We start from the raw sequence: 20,255 nt of genomic DNA on the forward strand, positions 1-20,255 counted from the left end.
GCCCCATACTCCGCACACCCCACCGGCCCGCCTCCCACCGCTCCCTACTCGGGACACACCGCCGGCCCATCCTCCACCGCTCCCTACTCCGGACACACCGCTGCCCGCCACCCCAGCGACCCCACCCAACGGCACGCCGCCTCCGGGTACGACCCCGCCGCCGCGGGACAGACCCCGGCCCTCCGCGGAGCGGCCCCCACCTACCCCGGCGGCACCCCGACGGCCCACGGCACCCCGACGGCCCACGGAGCTCCCCCCGCTCACGGAGGCACGCCGACCGTGGCGGGACCCGGACCCGGTGGTCGCGCCGACGCCGGAGGCAGGCGGCGGGCACGGCTGATCGGCATCGCGGCCGCGGGGGTGGTGCTGGCGATCGCGGCCGGTTTCGGAGTACGGGCCCTGCTCGCCCCGTCCGGCCCGCCGACGGACCTGGCGTACCTCTACCGCGACGACTTCGCCCAGAGCGGCACCGGCTGGGGCGGCAGCAAGTACACCGGCGACCAGTACGGCAAGTACGGCTACGCCCCCGACGGCTACTACGCCATAGACGTCCAAGGCGACTCCCCCGAACGCGCCGAGAAGGCCCCCATCCCCTACGTCCCCGAGCAACCGGCCACCCCGGACCCGTCGGCCACGCCCACCCCGACCACCCCCGACCGCCTCCTCCTCAGCGTCACCGTCAGCACCCGCCAGCCCCGCCAGGACGGCGAATACGGCCTGTTCTGCCGGGCCGACAAGGAGTACCACCAGAGCCGCTACGAGTTCCTGGTGGACGGCCGAGGCCAAGCCAGGATCCGCCGCGTGACCAAGGGCGCCGGTGGCAACCTGACCGCCCCGGCCCCCGTCCAGGACCTGACCCCGTCATCTCTCCTCCAAGCGGAATGCGCCGCGACCTCCGAGGGCCTCCGCCTGACGATGTGGATCAACGGCCGGGAACTCCACTCCTACACCGACCCCTCCCCTCTCCCCAACGGCGACGTCGGCCTCCTCGCCAGAGTCCCGCCGGACAAATCAGGCACCGCTCTCAAGACCTCCTTCGACGACTTCACCGTGCAGGGCCCCGCCGGCCCGGCCTCCTCTCCCTGACACCCGAACCCTCTCCACCGGCTCAGGCGGAGGAACGGACGACCAGGTCGGTGGGGAGGATGACGGAGCTCACCGGGCCGCCTTCTATGTGGCGGAGCAGGAGGCGGATGGCGGCCCGGGCCTGGTCCTGCATCGAGGTGCGGATGGTGGTCAGCGGGGGGATGGTGAAGGTGGCGGCGTCTGTGTCGTCGAAGCCGATCACCGCGACGTCCTCGGGGATCTTCCGGCCCGATTCGTGGAGGACGCTCATCGCGCCGATGGCCATCAGGTCGTTGGCGGCGAAGACGGCGTCCAGGTCGGGGTCGTCGTCCAGGAGGCGGCGCATGGCTTCGGCGCCGGAGGCCCTGGTGAAGGAGCCTAAGGCGATCATGGGACGGCGGTCGGTCTCCTTGAGGGTTCGCCGGTAGCCGGCGAGGCGGTCCTGGGCGGCGACGCTGTCCAGAGGGCCGCCGATCATGGCGATCCGGCGGCGGCCTGTGGAGAGCAGATGGCGGACGGCGGTCACCGCGCCGCCGGTGTTGTCGGCGTCCACGTAGGGCATGGCGCCGGGGGACGCGGAGCGGCCGAGGGCGACCACGGGGACGCCGGTGCGGAGCAGGGTGGCGCGCAACGGGTCGCCCGCGGGGCCGTGGAGGAGGACGGCGCCGTCCACCTGGCCGCCGGCCACGTAGCGCTCGGCGCGCTGGCGGCTGCGGGTGGAGCCCGCGAGGACGAGGGTGACGTGTTTGCCGGCTTCCTCCAGGGCGTGGCCGGCGGCGCGGACGACCACGGAGAACGCGGGGTCCTCGCCGCGGGTCCACGGGGCGTCGGGGACGATCAGGGCGACGCCGTCGGTGCGTTCGGTGACGAGGCTGCGGGCGGCGGAGTTGGGGACGTACCCGAGCTCGTCCACCGCCTGCATGACGGTGGCGCGGAACTCCTCGCTGACCGTGGCCTCGCCGTTGATGACCCGGGACACGGTGGAGCGGGACACCCCGGCCCGTGCCGCGACCGCCTCCAGCGTGGGACGCCGGGCGCGCTCGGTGTGCAGGCCGTTGCGCCGGATCACGTCGCGGTACCACACCGCGCTGTCCTTCGGCAGCCGCCGCTGGGTGGCGTAGTCGACGTGCACGAGCCCGAACCGCTTGGTGTACCCCTCGGCCCACTCGAAGTTGTCCAGCAGCGACCAGACGAGGTAGCCGCGCAGGTCGGCCCCGGCCTGGATGGCGTCGTACGCGGCGCGCAGGTGGGCGTCGAGGTAGGCGATGCGGTCGGTGTCGCGCACGCGGTCCTCGGTGACCACGTCGTCGAACGCGGCGCCGTTCTCGGTGACGAGCAGGCCCACCCCGGGGTGGTCGTGGGTCAGGCGCTCCAGCAGCCGGGACAGGCCGGTCGGCACGATGGGCCACCCCATGGCGGTGGTCGGCGCGTAAGCCCCGCAGAACTCGATGTCCTCGGTGCCGGGATAGGCGGCGTTGGCGGGCTCACCGGGGCCGGAGCGGACCACGCACGGGGTGTAGTAGTTGATGCCGAGCAGCTCGACGGGCTGGTTGATGGTGGCGAGGTCGCGGTCGTGGATGTGCCCGAGCCCGGCGGTGCGCTCGATGACCGGCAGGAGGCTCACCGGGTACTCCCCGCGCAGCGCCGGGTCGAGGAACTGCCGGTTGAGCAGCGCGTCCACCCGCTCCACCGCCTCGGCGTCCTTGGGGGGCGGCACGAGCCCGGGGTCGTTCACCTGCCCCGGCGTCATCACCGGGGCGAGGTTGAGCATCAGCCCGACGTTCTCGGCCCCTCCGGCGCGCAGCGCCTGGGCCGCCAGGCCGTGCCCGAGCAGCAGGTGGTGCGCGGCGCGGAAGGCGTCCGCCGTGGACGTGCGGCCGGGGGCGTGGGCGCCGATGCCGTACCCGACGAACGCGGACACCCACGGCTCGTTGACGGTCATCCATGTGCCGACCCGGTCGCCGAGACGCTTGTGCACGACGCGCGCGAAGTCGGCGAGGCGGTACGCGGTGTCCCGGGACGTCCAGCCCCCGGCGTCCTCCAGGGCCTGCGGAAGGTCCCAGTGGTACAGCGTGATGTACGGCGTGATGCCGGCGGCGAGCAGGCCGTCCACCAGGCGCTCGTAGAAGTCGAGCCCGGCGGCGTTGACGGCCCCCGCGCCGGTGGGCATCACGCGCGGCCAGGACACCGAGAAGCGGTACGCCATGAGGTCGAGGCGGTCCATCAGCGCGATGTCCTCGGCGTACCGGTGGTAGTGGTCGCACGCGGTGTCGCCGGTATGGCCCTCCATGATGGCGCCCTGCCGCCGGCCGAAGACGTCCCAGATCGAGGGACCGCGGCCGTCCGCGTCCACGGCACCCTCCACCTGGTAGGCGGCGGTGGCCGCCCCCCAGACGAAACCTTCGGGAAAGACGAGGGTCTTCCCGCGCGCGGCCATGGTGGTGGCGGTCATCGTCCTGCAGCTCCTCTGGCTCCCGCCCGTGGGACGGCGCCGGTGCCGCCCCGCCCTTCCGGGCGTTCTCACCATCGTTGTACACGACGAATGAGGCCCCGGGCAGGCCGCGAGAGTGCCCTGTGGACAACTCGCGGACCTCCGCCGGGACTGTGGAGCAACCCGGTGCGCGGGGAACAACGTTCCGATGGGCGGGGTTGGCCACGAGGGGAGATCCCGGCCCCGATCGAGAAGGAGCCCAGCGCCATGCATGCCATCGTCGTCTCAAGCCCAGGCGGGCGGTCCGCACTCGAATACAGGGAAGTGCCCGACCCGTCCCCCGGCCCCGGCGAGATCGTGATCGATGTCGCGGCGGCGGGCGTCAACTTCACCGACATCTACCACCGTGAGGGCCGCTATCCCCTGCCGACGCCGTTCACCGTGGGCTCGGAGGGCGCCGGCACGGTGTCCGCCGTGGGCCCCGGCGTGGAGGACGTGGCCGCCGGCGACCGGGTGGGCTGGGTCAGCGTGCTCGGCGGCTACGCGGAGAAGGCCGTGATCCCGGCGGACAAGGCCATCCCGCTGCCGGAGCACGTGCCGTTCGACCTCGCGGCGGCCGTCCTGCTGCAGGGCCTCACCGCGCACTACCTCACCCACTCGCTGTACGAGGTGAGATCTGGGGACGACGTGCTCGTGCACGCCGCGGCCGGTGGTATGGGCCTGCTGCTCACCCAGATGGTGAAGCTGCGCGGCGCACGGGTGATCGGCACCGTCTCCACCGAGGAGAAGGAGAAGCTGGCCCGCGAGGCCGGCGCCGACGACGTGCTGCGCTACGACGGCTTCGCCGACAAGGCCCGCGAGCTGACCGGCGGCAAGGGCGTGCACGTGGTGTACGACGGCGTCGGCGCGGCCACCTTCGACGGCAGCCTTTCCGCCCTGCGGGTGCGCGGCATGCTGGCGCTGTACGGCGCGGCGAGCGGCCCCGTGGCGGCGTTCGACCCGCAGCGGCTCAACCAGGGCGGGTCGCTGTTCCTGACCCGGCCCACCCTCGCCCACTACACCGCCACCCGCGACGAGCTGCTGTGGCGCGCCGGCGACGTGCTCGGCTGGGTGGAGTCGGGGGCGCTGAAGGTGCACGTCTCCGGGCGTTACCCGCTGGCCGACGCGGCCCGGGCGCACGAGGACCTGGAGGGCCGCCGCACCACGGGCAAGCTGCTGCTCATCCCGTGAGCGTGATCGTGGCGCGGTGGCGGCCGCCCTCGCCAGGCCGCCACCGCGCCGCGACGGGCGGTCAGGAGGTCGCCATGCCGTACAGCACGACGCCGAGGTAGATGCCCCCGGCGAGCGCCACCACGTGCAGCACGATGGACCACACGCGCAGGGCGGTCTCGTTCCTCATCGTTGTCACCTTCCCCCGGAGCCGTTCAGCAGGCGCGCCTTGGCGGCGGCGTACTCCGCGTCGTCCAGGCGCCCCGTGCGGTGCAGCGCGGACAGCCGTTCGAGCTGGCCCACCAGGTCGCCGCCGGCCGAGGACGCCACGTCCTGCGGGCGCAGCTCGACGAACCGCGACGGCGGGCGTACCGGCGCGTCCTGCGGCGGCGGTGCGTCCCGCGGAGAGGGCATGTCCTGCTCGCCGGGCAGCGTCACCGTGGTCGTCCAGCGCACCCCGCCAGGGCCGGGCGACGGCGGCACGACCTGCGGCGCCGTACCCCAGAACACCGACCGCAGCGCCTGGCGGTTGAACAGGAACGCCAGCGGGGCGCCGCCCATGAAGAGGAACACGATCGCGCAGATCATGAACCCCCACTCGATGCCGGGCCCCGACGCCGCCGACTCCAGGAAGGCGTAGCCCAGGCTGAGGAACAACGCGGGCCAGGCCAGCGGTGTCAGCCTCGGCCCCACCGGCAGCGCGCCGGCGACGTACACGCCGAGCGCCGCGATGCCGCCGAAGATCGACACCGGCATGATCCAGGCGATGCCGTCGGGGCAAGGTGTGGCCACCACGTACGGCCCGCCGGAGCCGCAACTGCCGCCGATGTTCATCACGGCGCGCGAGCCGAGGAACAGCAACGTCATGCAGCAGGCCAGGCCGCCCAGTCCGAGCAGCGTTCCCAATGACTTCCGGACCAATCGGCGGGGGGTGATCACGCCCGTATGGTAGGTCACCGTCCCAAGTTAAGGAACGTACTATCTGATTTGATAATCCATCCCTTTTTCCACGAATAGTTCGACCAACCGGTTGATCGAAAGTGTCATGACGTCGTGGGCTCCGGCGGCCAGCCGATCAGCCGCGCCCCCATCACCGCGGTCTCCAGCGTGAACCGCTGCGTCGGGTCGTCGGGCGAGAAACCGGTGAGACGGCGGACCCGCTCCAGCCGGTACGTCACCGCGCGGGGGCTGATGCCGAGCCGGCGCGCCGCGGCCGTCTGGTTGCCCTGCGCCGCGAACACCGCCTCCAGGGTCTCCAGCAGCGGCTCAGGACCGCCCCTCGCCCGCGCCAGCGGATCGAGCACCGTCGTCACCAGATCCTCGATGGCCTCACGGTCGCGCAGCAGCACCGGGAAGACCAGCAGGTCGGCGGCTCTGAGCACCTGGGGGCGCAACCCCAGCCGGTCACCCAGCCTGATCGCGTCGGCGGCCTCGCGGTACGACGTCACCACCCCGCCGGGGCCGCGGTGCGGCCGCCCCACCCCGACCCGCCAGTCCGAGGCCAGCGCGGACCGTACATGGTGGGTGAACTCCCCGGTCGCGGCGGTCAGCGCGCCCGGCACCACGCACACCAGCAGGCCGTCCCTGGCCGCGACCAGGATGTTGTGGGAGCCGAACCGCGTGACCAGCGCCTGCTCGACGTGGCGGATCAGCGGGTCGCCGTCCGCGACCGGCTTGGCGTCCCTGGCGACGGCCACCACGTACGGCTCGGCGAGCCGCAGGCCGAAGTGCTCGGCCCGCTCGGCCAGCCGGTCCGCGCGCCCCTGCAGCAGGTCGTCGATGAACGACCGCCGGGCCGTCTCCTCCTCGCGCAGAGCCCGGTGCTGCGCCCCCTCGTACCCCTCGGCGTACGCCGCGACCGCGCGGCGCAACGCCCCGAGCGTGGCGGCGTCGGCGGAACGCAGGGTGAGCTCGGCGGTGAGCAGGCAGGCGTCCACGAGGGCACGCATCGGCACGCCGCGCTCGGCGGCGGACGCCCCACGCGCGCGTAACTCCTCGATGGCGTCCCTGGCGGGCAGGCGGCCGGTCGCGGAAGCCGCCTCCAGAACCGCGGGGTACCCGCCGAGAAGATCGGCGGGCACCCCGGTCGCCTCGCTCACCTGAGCGAGAACGTTCATCAGACTCCTACATCACGCCGGTCGAAGGAGAGGACGGCGGTCATGGCCAGGACGAGGGTACCGGCGAGCAGCACGAGGTAGTCGACCACCGGTACGCCGCTGAACAGCGGGGTGCCCTCACTGTAGTAACGGAACGGCGAGAGCCGGCTCAGCCAGTCCATGACCTGCACGTCCTTGGCCAGGGCGTTCACGACGTAACTCGCGACCGCGTACCCGCCCGTGACGGCCAGCGCCAGCGCCTTGCGGCCCGTGATCGCCCCCACGGTGAGCGTCAGGGTGCCGAACAGCAGCACCAGCAGGAACAGCCCGAGGTGCGCCGCCAGGATGCGGCCCACCGGGACGCCGAGATCCACCGCGCTCGCGGCCAGCAGGACGACCAGGAACGACACCACGGCCACGGCGAACAAGGCCAGCGCCAAGGCCGCGTACCGCTCCAGGAGCAGCCGGCTGCGGGAGATCGGCAGGGTGAGGGTCAGCTCCAGCGTGCCCGACTCCTCCGGCGCGGCGATCGCCCGGTTGGCGACGGCGACCGCGCACATGATGAACAACAGAGGCAGGAAGAACTGGTAGATGATCGCCTGGAGGAAACCGGCGCCGCTGGTGATGTCCTCCAGGCCACCGAGCAGCCTGCGGATGCCGTCGGGGTACTTCGTCATGGCGGCCTGCGAGTACAGGTCCGGGTTGGCGCGGATCTGCGGGAAGAACGAGGTGTAGCCACCGGCGAACGCGCAGATGCCGACGGTCCAGCCGATCAGGGCACGGCGGTAGTCGCGCAGGGTCTTACGCATGAGCGTGGGCATGGTGCTCCTCCTCGCTGTAGTAGGTGAGGAAGATCTCCTCCAGGTCCGGCTCGGCACTGACCATGTGCACGACGGTGAACCTCGCCGCCGCCTTGACCAGCGCGTCCGGGCGGCCGTCGATGGTGCAGCTCACGCCGGCGCCCTCGACCTTCAGGTCCCGCACCCCCGGCAGGTCGCGGAACGCGTCCTCGGGGACCGGCGCGTCGAAGTGGAACTCCACCCTTCTGACCGCCTTCTCCCTCAGCGCGGCGACGTCCTCCACCGCGACGAGACGCCCCTTCCTGACGATGCCGACCCGGTCGGAGACGTGCTCCACCTCGGCGAGGACGTGCGACGACATGAGCACCGTACGTCCCGACGTGCGGGCCTCCCGCACCATGGCGAGGAACTCCTGCTGCACGAGGGGATCCAGCCCGCTGGTGGGCTCGTCCAGGATGAGGAACTCCGGTTCGTGCATGAACGCCTGGATCAGGCCGACCTTCTGCCGGTTCCCCTTGGAGAGCTGCCCCATCCTCACGGACAGGTCCGCCTCCAGCCGCTCGGCCAGCTCGTCGATCCTGTTCCGCCCGACCCCACCCCGCACCCCCGCCAGGAAGCGCAGATACTCCCCCGCCTTCTCCCTGCCTTCCAGCGCCAGCTCCCCCGGCAGGTACCCGATCCTGGCCCTGGTCCCCGCGTCCCGCGGATCCGCCCCGAGCACCCTGACCACGCCCCTGGTCGGCCGGATCACATCCAGGAGCAGCCGGATCGTGGTCGTCTTCCCGGACCCGTTCGGCCCGAGGTAACCGAACACCTCCCCTGGCCGGATCTCCATCGTGAGATCCTCCAGCCCTCGGCGCGCCCCGTAGAACTTCGTCAGTCCCTCGGTCTCCACCACTGCTGTCATGCCGAGAATGGTGGCGCTTCCCGGGCTCCCGGTGACATCACCGGTTCCGCACACTTGGCGGGGTGTTCGCTTCCCGGATCCGGCAACCATCGACGGACGAGTCCTCCGGCACTCCGCCGGCGGTGAACACCGGCCCGGCCGTGGCCGGCGATCACTACAGTCCAGCCTCATGACGACGATCACAACGCGCACGGTCGAGTACCCGGCCGACGGCCTGACGATGATCGGACACCTCGCGCTCCCGGCCGGTGCCGACCGCCGGCCCGCGGTCCTGGTCGGGCCGGAGGGGCCGGGGCTCGGCGACGTCGAGCGCCGCCGGGCCGACGCGCTCGCCGAGCTGGGATACGTGGCGCTGGCCTTCGACATCCACGGCGGACGCCGGCTCACCGACCCCGAGGAGATGCTGGCCCGTTGCATGCCGCTGCTCGCCGACCCCGACCGGATGCGGGACATCGGCCACGCGGCGCTCGACGTGTTGCGCGCCGAACCGCGGACCGACCCCGGCCGGATCGCCGTCATCGGCTACGGCACCGGGGGCGCCATCGGGCTGGAACTCGGCCGTGACGGCGCCGACCTGCGCGCGATCGGGACAGTCAACGCACTGCTGACGGGCCGGCCGGGCGAGGCGGCACGCATCCGCTGCCCGGTGTGGGCCGGGGTCGGGTCGGAAGACCCGATCATGCCACCCGCGCAACGGGACGCGTTCACCGCCGAGATGCAGGCCGCGGGCGTCGACTGGCGCCTCGTGGTCTACGGCGGCGCCCTGCACGCCTTCCACCACCCGCCGGTCGACCACACCGTGCTCCCCGGCGTCGGCTACCACCCGCGGCACGCGCAGCGAGCCTGGCGCGACATCGTCGCCCTGCTCACCGAGTGCCTTCCCGTAGCGGAGTGATCTGCTGACCGGTGGGTCACTTGGCGTCGATGCCACAGGTGCCGTCACCCGTGCCGCCGGGGAGGCGGTGCCGGTAACGGGCGACAAGACGGTAGAGGAATTCGGCCCCCCAGCTGAGGGGCGGTGTCAGGGTGATACGGCCGAGGATCCGCCAAAGCGGGGACGGCTGCACGGCCAGCAGGACGCCGACGGCGCGGGCACCGTGGGCACGCAGACCGTCCGGGCCGAGAAGCTGGACAGATTCGTTGACCTGGGCGATGGTCAGCCCGTGCCGGGTGAGGTCGAGCCCCTGCCAGGCGGAGACCCTCGGCATGTACGGCAGGTGCTTGCGTGCGAGATCCAGGCACATCCGGCAGAAACCGCAGTCGCCGTCGTAGACGAGAAGCATTCTCGTAGCCCTTCATATGCCGTGAACCCGGTCTGATCCCTACCTTCCGCAATCAGGAGACCCTACACATCGGTACCGTTTGTCACGGACCGCCGACCCGGCAGGGAGAACTCATGCCGAACGTGATTCTCGACATATCGATGTCCCTGGACGGCTACGTCACCGGCCCGGGCGACGAGATCGGCCGCGAGCTGGGGGAAGGCGGCGAAGCACTCCACCACTGGGTGTTCGGCGGCCCCTGGCACTACGACGGCCCGCTCGGTACCGCGTCCTCCCCCGACCGCGATATCCTCGATGAGCTCTTCTCCACGATGGGGGCCTTCGTGATCGGCCGCCGCATGTACGACATCGTCCAGGGCTGGGGCGACGACCCGCCGTTCGCCGTCCCGTGCTTCGTGCTCACCCACCGCGGCCAGGACGGCATCGTCAAAGGTGACACCAGCTTCACCTTCGTCACCGACGGCATAGCGAGCGCCGTCGCCAAGGCCGTGGCGGCGGCCGGCGACAAGGACGTCAGCATCGGCGGCGGCGCGGCCATCGCGCAGCAGGCCCTCGCCGCCGGCCTGGTGAACGAGATGCAGATCCACCTGGCGCCGGTACTGCTCGGCGCAGGCATCCGCCTGTTCGACCACGTCCCCGCGGCTTCGATGAGCGTCGTCCGCGTGGTGGACTCCCCGCTGGCCACCCACATCAAGTACCGCCTCTAGACCGCTCCCCCCGGCGCCAGCACCGGCAACCCCGCCGGGGCTCCCTTCTCGATCAGCTCCAGCAGCCCCGCGGTGTCCACGTGGTCCTCGATCAGGTCGGCGAGCGCGTCGAACTGCCGCTCCCGCAACGCCGCGAACGACACCCCAGGCGCCGGCGTGAACTCCCGTCCCGCCCTGGCCGCCACATCGGCGAGGAACGCTCTCCGGAAGTCGTCGTTCTCCAGCGCGCCATGCCACGTCGTCCCCCACACGTCCCCGGCGCGGCACCCGTCGAGGAACGGCTCCGCCTCCCCCGTCACCGTCACGATCCCGTGATGGATCTCGTACGCCGCCACCGGGCACCCGTACGCCGTCCCCACCGGCCGGCCGAGCGTCTTCCCCGCCGCGAACTCGACGGCCACCGGCAACATCCCCAGCCCCGCCACCCGCCCCGCCCTGGACTCCACCTCGTCCACGATCGTGTGGCCCAGCATCTGGTACCCCCCGCAGACCCCGAGCACCGGCCCCCTGCGCTCCCGAACCACGTCGGCCAGCCCCGTACGCCGCAACCACTCCAGGTCACTGACCGTGGCCCGTGACCCCGGCAGCACCACCAGATCCGCCTCCGCGACCTCCCGCGCATCCGCGGCCCGCGACACGAACCGCACACTCACCCCCGGCTCCGCCGCCAGCGCGTCCACATCCGTGAAGTTCGAGATCCGCGGATACCGCACCACCACGACCCGCAGCCCCGCCCCCACCGCCTCCGGCCGGTTGTCCAACGCCAGCGAGTCCTCCAGATCGAGCCACAACCCGTCCAGCCAGGGCAGCACCCCGTACACCCTCCGGCCCGTCAGCCGCTCGATCATGTCCACCCCCGGCGCCAGCAACTCCGCCGCCCCCCGGAACTTGTTGATCAGGAATCCGCTCACCAACGCCTGGTCGCCCGCCTCCAGCAGCCCCACCGTCCCGTAGAGCGCCGCGAACACCCCACCCCGGTCGATGTCCCCCACCACGACAACCGGGAGACCGGCCGCCCGCGCCAGCCCCATGTTCGCGATGTCCCCCCGCCGCAGATTGATCTCCGCCGGACTCCCCGCCCCCTCACAGATCACCACGTCGAACGAGTCCCGCAACCGCCGATAGGACTCCAGCGCCACCTCACGCAACCGATCCTTGTAAGCCCCGTACTCCAACGCGTCCACCTCAGCCAGCGGCTTCCCCAACACCACGACCTGGCTCCGCCGCTCCCCACCCGGCTTCAGCAGAACCGGATTCATGTCCGCCGAAGGCTCCACCCCCGCCGCCCAAGCCTGCGCCACCTGCGCCCGCCCGATCTCCGCCCCATCCGCAGTGACAAACGAATTAAGCGACATGTTCTGCGCCTTGAACGGCGCCACCCGAACCCCAAGCCGCGCCAACCACCGGCAAACCCCCGCCGTAACCACACTCTTCCCCGCATCGGATGTAGTCCCCGCCACCAACAACGCCCCTCTGATCACCCCCCAACCATGCCAGACCCCCAAACCCCCAACACCCTCCCCCCTCAGGCCCAACGTCCACCACCAGCACCCGACACCTCAACGTCCACCGTCCACCGTCCACCGTCCACCGTCCACCACCAGCATCCGATGCCTGAACACCGAGCACCCAACAGCCGCCACCAGTGCCTGACATCCGCCAGGAGGCTCCCACTCCCTTCCGCCCCAACCCAGAAGGATCCCGCCCACACAAATGCGGCAACCGCCCCCGAGCCCCCTCCAAATCCCCACCCTCCAGGAACCGAGCCATAAAAAGCCCTTCCCGAACAAGAGAAGACCCCCCAAGCACCGCCCACGTGGCCACAGCCGTAACAGCGGTACGCCCCACCACACTCCCCCGGGTCACCCGCTCCGCCACAACCCCCACACCCCCCGCCACCCCGACACACACCACCACATGAACAACCCCCCGCCCCCGAGCCCGCCCATAAACCCGCTTCTCCACCCACCCCGCGAACCGCCCGAACACCGCCACCGGATGCCCGGCCCCCTCCGGATCCCCGAACACAGCATCCGCCACAACCCCCAGCAAAATCCCCAGCCCACGCACGAACGTCCTCCCCGAGATCACCCGCTAACCCGGACGAACGTTACTACCGCAGACAAAAAGCAAGCTCATCCCAGTTGTCATCAAGCCAAGCCGCCGCCCGCCGAATCCGATCCCCCGCCCCCGCGTCCCACATCCGCGCCCATCCCCCGCCCTCCCGGACGGCCCGAGCCCGCATCCACTCGTACGACCGCCCGAACCGCAACCTGCTGACCTCCAGCAACCGCCGCCGCTCCCCGGCCTCCAGCCCATAAGCGTCACAGAACAGCCGCAACCGCGCCCCCACATCAAGCCCCCGCTGCCGAGGATCCCGATCGATCGGATCCGCGATCGGCCCCCAGTGCCGCACCGTGGTAGCGATGTCGTACAGCCGCGTCACCGGCCGCGCCATGTCAAAGTCGATCAACGCCCAAGGCCGCCCATCCCGAAATATCACGTTCTCCGTGGTGATATCGCAATGCCCCACCAGCTCAGGCGCCTCGTCCTCCGCCGACCCGTCCTCCCAAACGGCATCCGCCGGCGCCCGAAACGAAGCCACCGCATCGTGATACCGCCGCACCAACTCCGCCAACTCCCCCAGCACGTCATCCCGCACCGCATAAGCAGGCAACGGCCAGACCCCCGCCTCCCCCGGCATGAACGAAAGAACCTCCCGCCCCACCTCATCCACCCCGAAAACCCGAGGCGCCCCCTCGAACCCCACATCCTCCAGATGCCGCAACAACGCGTGCACCGCCCCCGCCGACCGCCCCATCGTCCGCCGCACGGTATCCCCCACCCGCACGACCCCGTCCGTCACATCCCCACCAGCAAGCACGATCTCCGCATCGGCCGTACGCGAAAACATGCCACCCAACCTTAGCCCCACCCCACCAAGATCACGTGTCGCACAGTGCCCGATCTACCCCGCCCCACCCCGCCCCTGAACAAACCGCCGCACCATCTCAGTAGACCTCCACCCCGTGATCCTCATCAGCTCAAGCGGATCCCCCCCGGCAGCCAGATGCCCCTCCGCCACCGTGTACCGGAACCGATGCGGATGCAGCCGCCCAGCGATCCCCGCCTCCCGCCCCCGTCTCTCCAAAATCTGCTGAATCCCGGACGCGGTAAGCCGCCTCTCCCCACCCCGAGCCGTAACCCCCCGCATCGGCAACCACAACCAAGGCGACGAAGCATGCGGATGCCGAGCCCGAGCCCGCAGATACCGATCGATCGCCACCACAGCCTGCCCCCCGATAGGCGCCAGATGCGCCGGTTCCCCCACCCCCCGATCGATCCGCAACACCCCTTCCCCCAACCGCACATCATTCTGCCCCTCGTCATCCGGCCGATACCGCAACCCCGCCAGCCCAGACACCCGCATCCCGTTGTCCATCAAGATCCGAATAATCGCCATATCCCGCCGATCCACCCAAGCCCCCCCAGAACACACCTCCACCAAGGCAGCCAGCTCCGCCTCCCCCAACACCTCAACCCCCCGCACCCCCACCTCAGGCGCCTCAACCCCCTCCACCGGCGAAGGAGCCACCCGCTCCCCCTCACTCACCACCCAGTTAAAGAACACCCGAAGATTCCGAAAATGCTTATGCGCATTCCCCGCACTAGTCTCCCGAGCACACCAAGCCAAAAACCCCCGAACATCCTCCGCCCCCACCCCCTCCACATCCGCAGACACCCCCCGCTCCGCCAGAAACCCAACCAACGCCCGTACGCTGTCCAAGTAACTCCGCACAGTCCCCGGCGCCCGCCCCGCCCCCCGCAACACCATCTCCCAAGACCCCACCAACTCCAACAGAGGCGTAGACGCCACCGCCCGTCTTCGAGCCCGCACCACAACCCCCCACTCCCAAATCCGATACTGTTCAACCGCTGACCAGATATGCTACCTTCCACCATGACCCGTGAACACCCAGTTCACCCCCCCACTCCCAGCGCCCTTAGCTCAGCCGGATAGAGCACCGGACTTCTAATCCGACGGTCGCAGGTTCGAATCCTGCAGGGCGCGCCCTCCAGACCAGGTCGCACCCTTGCTGACCTGGTCTTTTCTCTTGATCGGCGAGTGCCCCAACCCGCAGCCGGATGCCACCCGAAGCAGCCCCGAGCCACCCCTCACGGGATATACGCGGGATGAAGTCCGCGACGTTTCCGCAGGTCAGAGCAGCCTTTTGCTTGTTCGCGGGAGGGAACCAGGGTACGCGGAAGGGCCTGCCAGCGAGCTAGGACCCTAAACAGGATTCGATCATCGCCGAACCGGGTCGCGGCGTCACGGCCATGGTCGGCCTCGCGCTAGATCGTTGAGCAACTCGGACAGCAACGACTCCTCAAATGCAGGCGCGCCGGTCCGGATCATCACCTCAGCCAAGGCCGGATCCCATGGCGTGTCCGCCTCGTCGATGGCTGACAGCGTGTCTTCGCTCGGGATTCCTACCGACGCCAGGTAATCCGCGACACGCATCCTCCATGGCACAGCGGCTGGGCACACGGACAACAGCGCCCGCATGTGCGCCAGTCCCGCTGAATCGAAGTCGGCGCGCGCCGCCACCCTCCATCCGTTTCGGGCAAGCGCGGCTACGGCATTCACCTCTAGTGTCGACGGCGTGCCGACCGTGCACAGTAGCCGCACCGGGACGGGAGGCGACGTTGCTGCCAGCCCGGCTGCGGCGGTGACCACGGATGGGTTCTCGGTCACGAACACCCAGGTGTCGGTTGTCGGGGGCCCAGGCCAGATCGATCGAGCGAGTTCGCGCGGGGGTATGGTCACGACGGCGTCGGGAGGTAATGTCCATCCCTCGGGGTGAATACCTATGGAGATCAGACCGCCAGTCACGTCGTCGTAGTCGACCCCCAATGCTTCCCATGCTTCGCGCCGCCTTGTTCCGGTGGCATTGACCAGGGCGAGCACTAGCCCGGCCAGTGGGGTACCGTCGTCGAGCGCGTGCGGGTCGCCGGCCACCAGTGTCCGCCGATCGGATCGCCGTCCTGGCGGGGGTAGCGCGGCCAGGACCGCGGTGGCCTGTGCTATCAGACGTCTCGGTGTGGGGTGTGCCGCGAGTCGGGCCAGCCAGCCTCGCATTCGCAACCGTGACCATGCTTCGGGTAGATCAACCCGTGCATGCACGTGCTCGGGTAGCCGCTCGAGCGCGCGATCGAGATCGCCGCGCAGGGCATCTAGCAACTCCTCGCGGGTTCGCTTCGCCATGGCACTTGTCGCTAGGCGTCGGCGCATCGCGTGGGCAGCGACGGTGCCGGGTGTCAGCGCCTCGCCTCTCACACGCACTCGGGCGGTGAGGGCCTCGAGGTCTACAGTGCGACGCTGCCCCGCGCGCAATACGGACCCGCCGAGCAAACCAATTGCGGCCGCGCGAGCAGCTGGTTGCTGAGGCGCCGTGACGGCCAAAGACCCCTGTGTCAGAGCAGGGTCACCACGCCGGTCGGCGGCCTTCCCGATCGCTGTCCATAGCCAGTGCAGCTCGTGAGTGATCAGTGGGGCCAGGTCGGTGTCGGCGCATTCGCCTGCGCAATAGGGACAGTCACTCATGATCCGCCTCTGGAGTCAGATCGCTGGCCAGACCGTGCATCCCACGAATCAGCATGGGGAATGAGACAACCGTCCCGTCGCTGCCCGCCTCCAGATCATGTGCGTCGATGCCGTCCCAGGCGCCGGGCGCGCCGTCCCAAAGGTAGCTTGTGCAAATTAGGTCCAGGTCGAGTTCGGCCAGGTACCGTGCCAGCCCCTCCCGGCCGCGTTCATCGACCTCCGCAGGCACCTCGTCGAGGGCGATCAGCCGCAGCCCGTGCTGGACAAGGCGGTCGTAGGCGGCAGCCACTGCCGCGATCATCGGCGCCAGCACCACCAAGCGGCGTTCTCCACCGGACAGACCTGTCCGCGACGACCACCGCTGGGCGCTGCCGCCGGGACGCGTCACCTCGTAGTGCACATCAACCCATCCGCGGACATCGACAGCGGAGGAGAGCCTGTCCGCCATCGACTCTCCATCCGCCGCGCCGATGAGCTGCTGCAGGGCCTGCCCGACCAAGGTCTTTTGCTCGGGAGTTCGGTCGGCGTCTGCGACCTTGCAGGCCAGCTCGTATACGGTACGGACGGCTGGCGAAAGATCGTCGGAAAGCCGGACACGGACTTGGACCGCAACTCCGGACGACGCCGCCGCGGACCGCATCTTGCGGTTGACGTCGTCTGCCCAGTCATGCATGCGGGTCCACGCGGTTCCGATTGCTGAAGGGAGCCGGCCGACGACGAAGTCCCGCAGCGCGGACTCCTCAGCGGCATCCAGCGCGGCCTGGGCCTTCGCCTTCAGCTCCTGTGCTCGGCGGGAAGCCGATACCGGAGTGAACGACATGTCATCGTGGGTCAGTACGAATGTGTCCAGCTGCCCGTAGCTGTCGGCGGGGTCCAGCGTCCATATGCCGGCCAGCGCAGCTCGGGCGGAGTCGTAGCGCTCTCGCAGAGTCTTCCGACTGTAGGTTCGGCGACCTGTCAGCGCGGCGGTGACCATGTCGAGAATGTTCTCTTCCGCGGACATGTCCACGTGGGGCTGCCTGAACAGCACCTCGGCGACGCCCGGCGCGGCGAGTAGCGCCTGTAACTCGTCATGTCGCGCTTTGGCAGCCGGCCGTGCGGCCTGTTCAACACCTCGTGCTGCCTTGAGCTTCTCACCCAGCCGGGCCACATCCTTCGACGCTTCCTCCACCAGCTCACGTGCTGGGTCGACTTGCGCCTGCAATTGGTCACGTTCCGCACAGGCGGCGGCGCGGTCGTCATGCGCCTTTCGCGCGGCCTGACCGATGGTCTCGCGAAGCACGCGAAGCTTCTCTGCGGTCGACTTTGCTGCGTCGTATGCTCCTTGGGCATCCGAGCGCAACCGTGGCAAGGCCACGACCGTTTCATCGAGGCGTTCAATTTCGGCGAGCAATCGCTCCAGCCGTGGTCGCAGCCGTCCCTTCACTGCCGCCGCAGCGGTATTCAACGTCTTCGCCGCAGTCATCGAGTCAGCGTGAAGCCTGGCCAACGTGTCCAGATCAATAGGCAGGGAACGGGCGCTTGTGCGGTCGGCCCATTCGCGTCGCCGTGCGGTGGCGTGCTCGGACGCCCTGATGGACTTTGCCTCGGCTTCTGCTGCCTCGGTCCGAAGCCGAGCAGCCTCCTTGGCCTCGGAAACCCGCTTCGCTTCGTGCTCCTCCAGCCTGTCCAGGCGCGGGAAAGATACGACGTGATCGTCGATCTCGGTGACGCGCTGGCTCAGCCGATCGGCGGCCGCACGTATACCGGCCGCCGCTTCATCAAGTGCGGCCGCCTCTCCATCTAGCTCGCCGGCACGCGCGAGGGCTGCGGCACGGCGCTGGACACCGCCCACATGCTGCGCGAGTGGTAGCAGGCCAGGATCGTCGGCACCGGGAGCACGGCCGAACAACTGCCCAGTACGGAACGTTCCGTCACGACCGATGGTCAGTGCCGCACCGTCTCCCCAGCCACCGAACACCGTCGGGTGCAGTGCGATGCGGTTGAGCACTGCGGTGGCGACATCGGCGAGCGGATGTTTGCCGTCGACCGCGAGGACGGCGGAGAGATTGTGGGGGACGGGTGGTCCCCCAGGCCTAACCTGCCAGGCACTGGTAACCGTACCCTCGTTAGTGAGGGTGGCCGAGAGCAGACCGGATGCGGCAAGAGCGGTTTCGATCAGGGCTCGGGCGCGCGAGTCTGAGAACCCTGGGACCCACTCCAACGCTGCTGCGAAAGCCCTGCTGTCGTCACTGGCGGTCAGCCATGATGGCCGCGGCAAAGGCAGCAGCTGTCCCGATCGAAGCTTGATCGCTTCTTTGCGGCAAGCGGTGGCGTTTGTGATCAGCCTTTCAGCGTCTGAGAGGAGACCGCGTCGCCGTTCGAGTAGCGTGGCACGCGCCCGTGCGCCGCGATCGGCAGCAAGCAGGCGCCAACTGCGCGCCTCATCGAGAATCTGCCCCGGTTCGGCGGCCCGCAGGTCGTCGAGGTCGCCAATGGTCCACAAGGTGATCCCGATGTCACCCTCGGCCAGCTCGGGATACAGATCACTCTGGGTGGTCGGCCACTCGGCAAGCTCATCGAGCAGCGCGTGGGCTGCTTGATGAGCCGCCGCCGTGGCTTGGCTCTCTTTCTGCGTTCCAGCGTCTGCGGAGAGTTCGGCGTTGTGCGCGACGTCCTTCGCCCGGCGAGCGGTGCTGAGGACCGGCTGGACCGTTCTTTCGAAGTCGGAGAGCGCAAGCTGGGCGTCACCCGCTCGGGCGGAATGTGTGTGAGCCAGCTTCGTCCATCGCTCTGCCGTGGCGTCTAATTGGCGAGGGTCTGCGTCCACAACCAACTTCGGCCCGGGGTCGACCGTGGTGCCAGCGATCGTAACGACTGATTGCGGTGTGGAAGACCACGTCGATATCGGCTTATCGAGGTTCGCGGTGGTGTCCACGCTGCTGACAGTGCTCACGTGCTCGTCGAGGTCAGTGGTGAGCTCGTCCAGCCGAGCCGTCAGCGAGATGGTCTGGTCACGCACTGTCATCCCTGCGGTCTTCAACCGGGCGATGGCGGCTTCGGCGTGCTTTCTCTGGCTGACGAGGAGCGTGTCAAGGTCACCGATCCTCTCTCCGGCCTTGTAGTGCTCGTTGGCTTCGAGCGCCTCGATGCGAGCATTCACGTCCCGCAGACGCTCTTTCAGGTTTGCCTCTGTCAGCCGAGCCTCGCTCTCGTTCTCCTGGGCAGTGGCCAGGCTGCTCTCGAGGCGGCGACTTTTCCCCTCAGCGTGGACGACCGCGTCTGCCGCCTCGGACGCGACGGCATGGGCGTCGGAGATAACGGACGCGACATGCCCGGCCCAGGTGGCGGCAAACTCCTCGAGCACGTCAGCCGCCTCGCTGTCACGGTTGAACGCGTCGCGAGTCGCGTCGGACTCGGCGAGTGCTTCTGCGGTTGCGATGACGATGTCTTCGGCGACGCCAGGCAGTGCTTCGCGTAGCGCGTCGGCGGCGGCGCGCGGTGACACCTCACCGAGGAGGGACGGATTGCGGACCGCACGAATCCGCTCTGCAAGATCACGCAGTTGAGGAGCAGTCGTGCGCCATACGCGTGCGGCCAGATGCATCACATAAGCGTCCTCGTCCTCAAAAATCTGCCCACCGGCGGCCGTGACGATCTCTGCGAACCGCTCGAGCATCAAGGGCGCGCGGCCTGCCTCGTAGAGAGGAAAGTCAATGATCGGCGCACCGGGAACAGCAAAGGGTATGACCTTGACCGCAGGGGAGGCGCCTGCCGAGAACTGCAAACGCACTCCGAAACTATGCGTGCCCTCACTGCCCGGACCGGCGAGTGTCATCCACACATATCCATAGCGGCGCTTTCCCGTGGTGCCCTCCCTCATCAGCGAACTCAGCGACGTGGTGCGGGCCTTGCCCGCCACCAGTCGGTGCGCGTTGAGATCGAGGAGATAGGGCCAAAGTGCCTCAAGTGCGGTGGTCTTGCCGGTGCCGTTCGGGCCACGCAGCAACAGACGCCCGGAGGCTGCGTCGAGGACGAGGTCGCCGTAGCGCCACACGTTCGACAACCCTGCGCTCACCAGCCGCCAGCGTGTGCCGAACCGCTCGAGATGACCGGCGGGTGGCACGAGATCCTGCTCGTCGAACAGCGGTATGGGCAAATCAGGGGACACGA

At 69.6% G+C, this 20,255-nt stretch carries 14 protein-coding genes, 1 tRNA gene and 1 pseudogene; 5 read left to right on the forward strand and 11 right to left on the reverse strand.

What is annotated here, in order from left to right; translation table 11 throughout:
• A pseudogene (locus ABGB17_RS12485) lies at positions 1-1,086 on the forward strand (hypothetical protein); the annotation flags it as partial.
• 22 nt (positions 1,087-1,108) lie between these two features.
• Here ABGB17_RS12485 and ABGB17_RS12490 read toward each other — a convergent pair.
• A complete protein-coding gene (locus ABGB17_RS12490) occupies positions 1,109-3,517 on the reverse strand; it encodes a GH1 family beta-glucosidase (protein WP_347628711.1) in 2,409 nt (802 codons plus the stop codon).
• Positions 3,518-3,763: 246 nt separating this feature from the next.
• On the opposite strand from ABGB17_RS12490, the gene ABGB17_RS12495 reads away from it, so the two are divergent.
• Positions 3,764-4,726, forward strand: a complete 963-nt coding sequence (locus ABGB17_RS12495; protein WP_347628713.1) for a quinone oxidoreductase — start codon at positions 3,764-3,766, stop codon at positions 4,724-4,726.
• Positions 4,727-4,900: 174 nt separating this feature from the next.
• Here the strand turns inward: ABGB17_RS12495 and ABGB17_RS12500 are convergent, their stop codons facing one another.
• The 4 genes from ABGB17_RS12500 to ABGB17_RS12515 all read right to left on the reverse strand — a co-directional run bounded on the left by ABGB17_RS12500 (position 4,901) and on the right by ABGB17_RS12515 (position 8,508).
• Positions 4,901-5,644, reverse strand: coding sequence for an SHOCT domain-containing protein (locus ABGB17_RS12500; protein WP_347628715.1), 744 nt, complete (start codon positions 5,642-5,644; stop codon positions 4,901-4,903).
• Positions 5,645-5,748: 104 nt separating this feature from the next.
• Positions 5,749-6,822: a helix-turn-helix domain-containing protein gene (locus ABGB17_RS12505; protein WP_347628717.1), complete on the reverse strand. Its 1,074-nt coding sequence runs from the start codon at positions 6,820-6,822 to the stop codon at positions 5,749-5,751.
• Positions 6,822-7,622 carry an ABC transporter permease subunit gene (locus ABGB17_RS12510; RefSeq protein WP_347628719.1) on the reverse strand — a complete coding sequence of 267 codons (801 nt, stop codon included), beginning with the start codon at positions 7,620-7,622 and terminating at the stop codon, positions 6,822-6,824. Before ABGB17_RS12510 ends, ABGB17_RS12505 begins: the two co-directional genes overlap by 1 nt.
• Positions 7,603-8,508, reverse strand: a complete 906-nt coding sequence (locus ABGB17_RS12515; RefSeq protein WP_347628721.1) for an ABC transporter ATP-binding protein — start codon at positions 8,506-8,508, stop codon at positions 7,603-7,605. The genes ABGB17_RS12510 and ABGB17_RS12515 overlap by 20 nt, the downstream gene beginning before the upstream one ends.
• Before the next feature lie 169 nt (positions 8,509-8,677).
• Here ABGB17_RS12515 and ABGB17_RS12520 point away from each other — a divergent pair, with 169 nt between their 5' ends.
• Positions 8,678-9,403 carry a dienelactone hydrolase family protein gene (locus ABGB17_RS12520; protein ID WP_347628723.1) on the forward strand — a complete coding sequence of 242 codons (726 nt, stop codon included), beginning with the start codon at positions 8,678-8,680 and terminating at the stop codon, positions 9,401-9,403.
• Between the two features lie 16 nt (positions 9,404-9,419).
• Here ABGB17_RS12520 and ABGB17_RS12525 read toward each other — a convergent pair whose 3' ends face one another.
• The gene (locus tag ABGB17_RS12525) at positions 9,420-9,791 is read right to left on the reverse strand and encodes a DCC1-like thiol-disulfide oxidoreductase family protein (protein ID WP_347628724.1); all 372 of its coding nucleotides are present in this window, start codon (positions 9,789-9,791) and stop codon (positions 9,420-9,422) included.
• A gap of 113 nt (positions 9,792-9,904) precedes the next feature.
• Between ABGB17_RS12525 and ABGB17_RS12530 the strand changes: the two genes are divergently transcribed.
• Positions 9,905-10,498, forward strand: coding sequence for a dihydrofolate reductase family protein (locus ABGB17_RS12530; protein WP_347628726.1), 594 nt, complete (start codon positions 9,905-9,907; stop codon positions 10,496-10,498).
• Here ABGB17_RS12530 and ABGB17_RS12535 read toward each other — a convergent pair.
• Genes ABGB17_RS12535 through ABGB17_RS12545 form a run of 3 tightly spaced genes read right to left on the reverse strand, consistent with a single transcriptional unit; the run spans position 10,495 to position 13,412 of the window.
• The gene (locus tag ABGB17_RS12535) at positions 10,495-11,958 is read right to left on the reverse strand and encodes a cobyric acid synthase (RefSeq protein ID WP_347628728.1); all 1,464 of its coding nucleotides are present in this window, start codon (positions 11,956-11,958) and stop codon (positions 10,495-10,497) included. The genes ABGB17_RS12530 and ABGB17_RS12535 overlap by 4 nt on opposite strands.
• Positions 11,843-12,589: a cobalamin biosynthesis protein gene (locus ABGB17_RS12540; protein ID WP_347628729.1), complete on the reverse strand. Its 747-nt coding sequence runs from the start codon at positions 12,587-12,589 to the stop codon at positions 11,843-11,845. Before ABGB17_RS12540 ends, ABGB17_RS12535 begins: the two co-directional genes overlap by 116 nt.
• A 22-nt stretch (positions 12,590-12,611) precedes the next feature.
• On the reverse strand, positions 12,612-13,412 hold the full coding sequence (locus ABGB17_RS12545; protein ID WP_347628731.1) for a phosphotransferase: 801 nt from the start codon (positions 13,410-13,412) through the stop codon (positions 12,612-12,614).
• 1,084 nt (positions 13,413-14,496) lie between these two features.
• Between ABGB17_RS12545 and ABGB17_RS12550 the strand changes: the two genes are divergently transcribed.
• A tRNA-Arg gene (locus ABGB17_RS12550) sits at positions 14,497-14,570 on the forward strand.
• A 258-nt stretch (positions 14,571-14,828) separates the two neighbouring features.
• On the opposite strand, the gene ABGB17_RS12555 is transcribed toward ABGB17_RS12550, so the two are convergent.
• Together ABGB17_RS12555 and ABGB17_RS12560 are read right to left on the reverse strand one after the other, a co-directional pair.
• A complete protein-coding gene (locus tag ABGB17_RS12555) occupies positions 14,829-16,103 on the reverse strand; it encodes a DUF2399 domain-containing protein (protein WP_347628733.1) in 1,275 nt (424 codons plus the stop codon).
• On the reverse strand, positions 16,096-20,253 hold the full coding sequence (locus tag ABGB17_RS12560) for an SbcC/MukB-like Walker B domain-containing protein (protein ID WP_347628735.1): 4,158 nt from the start codon (positions 20,251-20,253) through the stop codon (positions 16,096-16,098). The genes ABGB17_RS12555 and ABGB17_RS12560 overlap by 8 nt, the downstream gene beginning before the upstream one ends.
• Positions 20,254-20,255: the final 2 nt, after the last annotated feature.

Origin of the sequence: Sphaerisporangium sp. B11E5 (assembly GCF_039871875.1) — a bacterium.
Lineage (GTDB): Bacteria > Actinomycetota > Actinomycetes > Streptosporangiales > Streptosporangiaceae > Sphaerisporangium.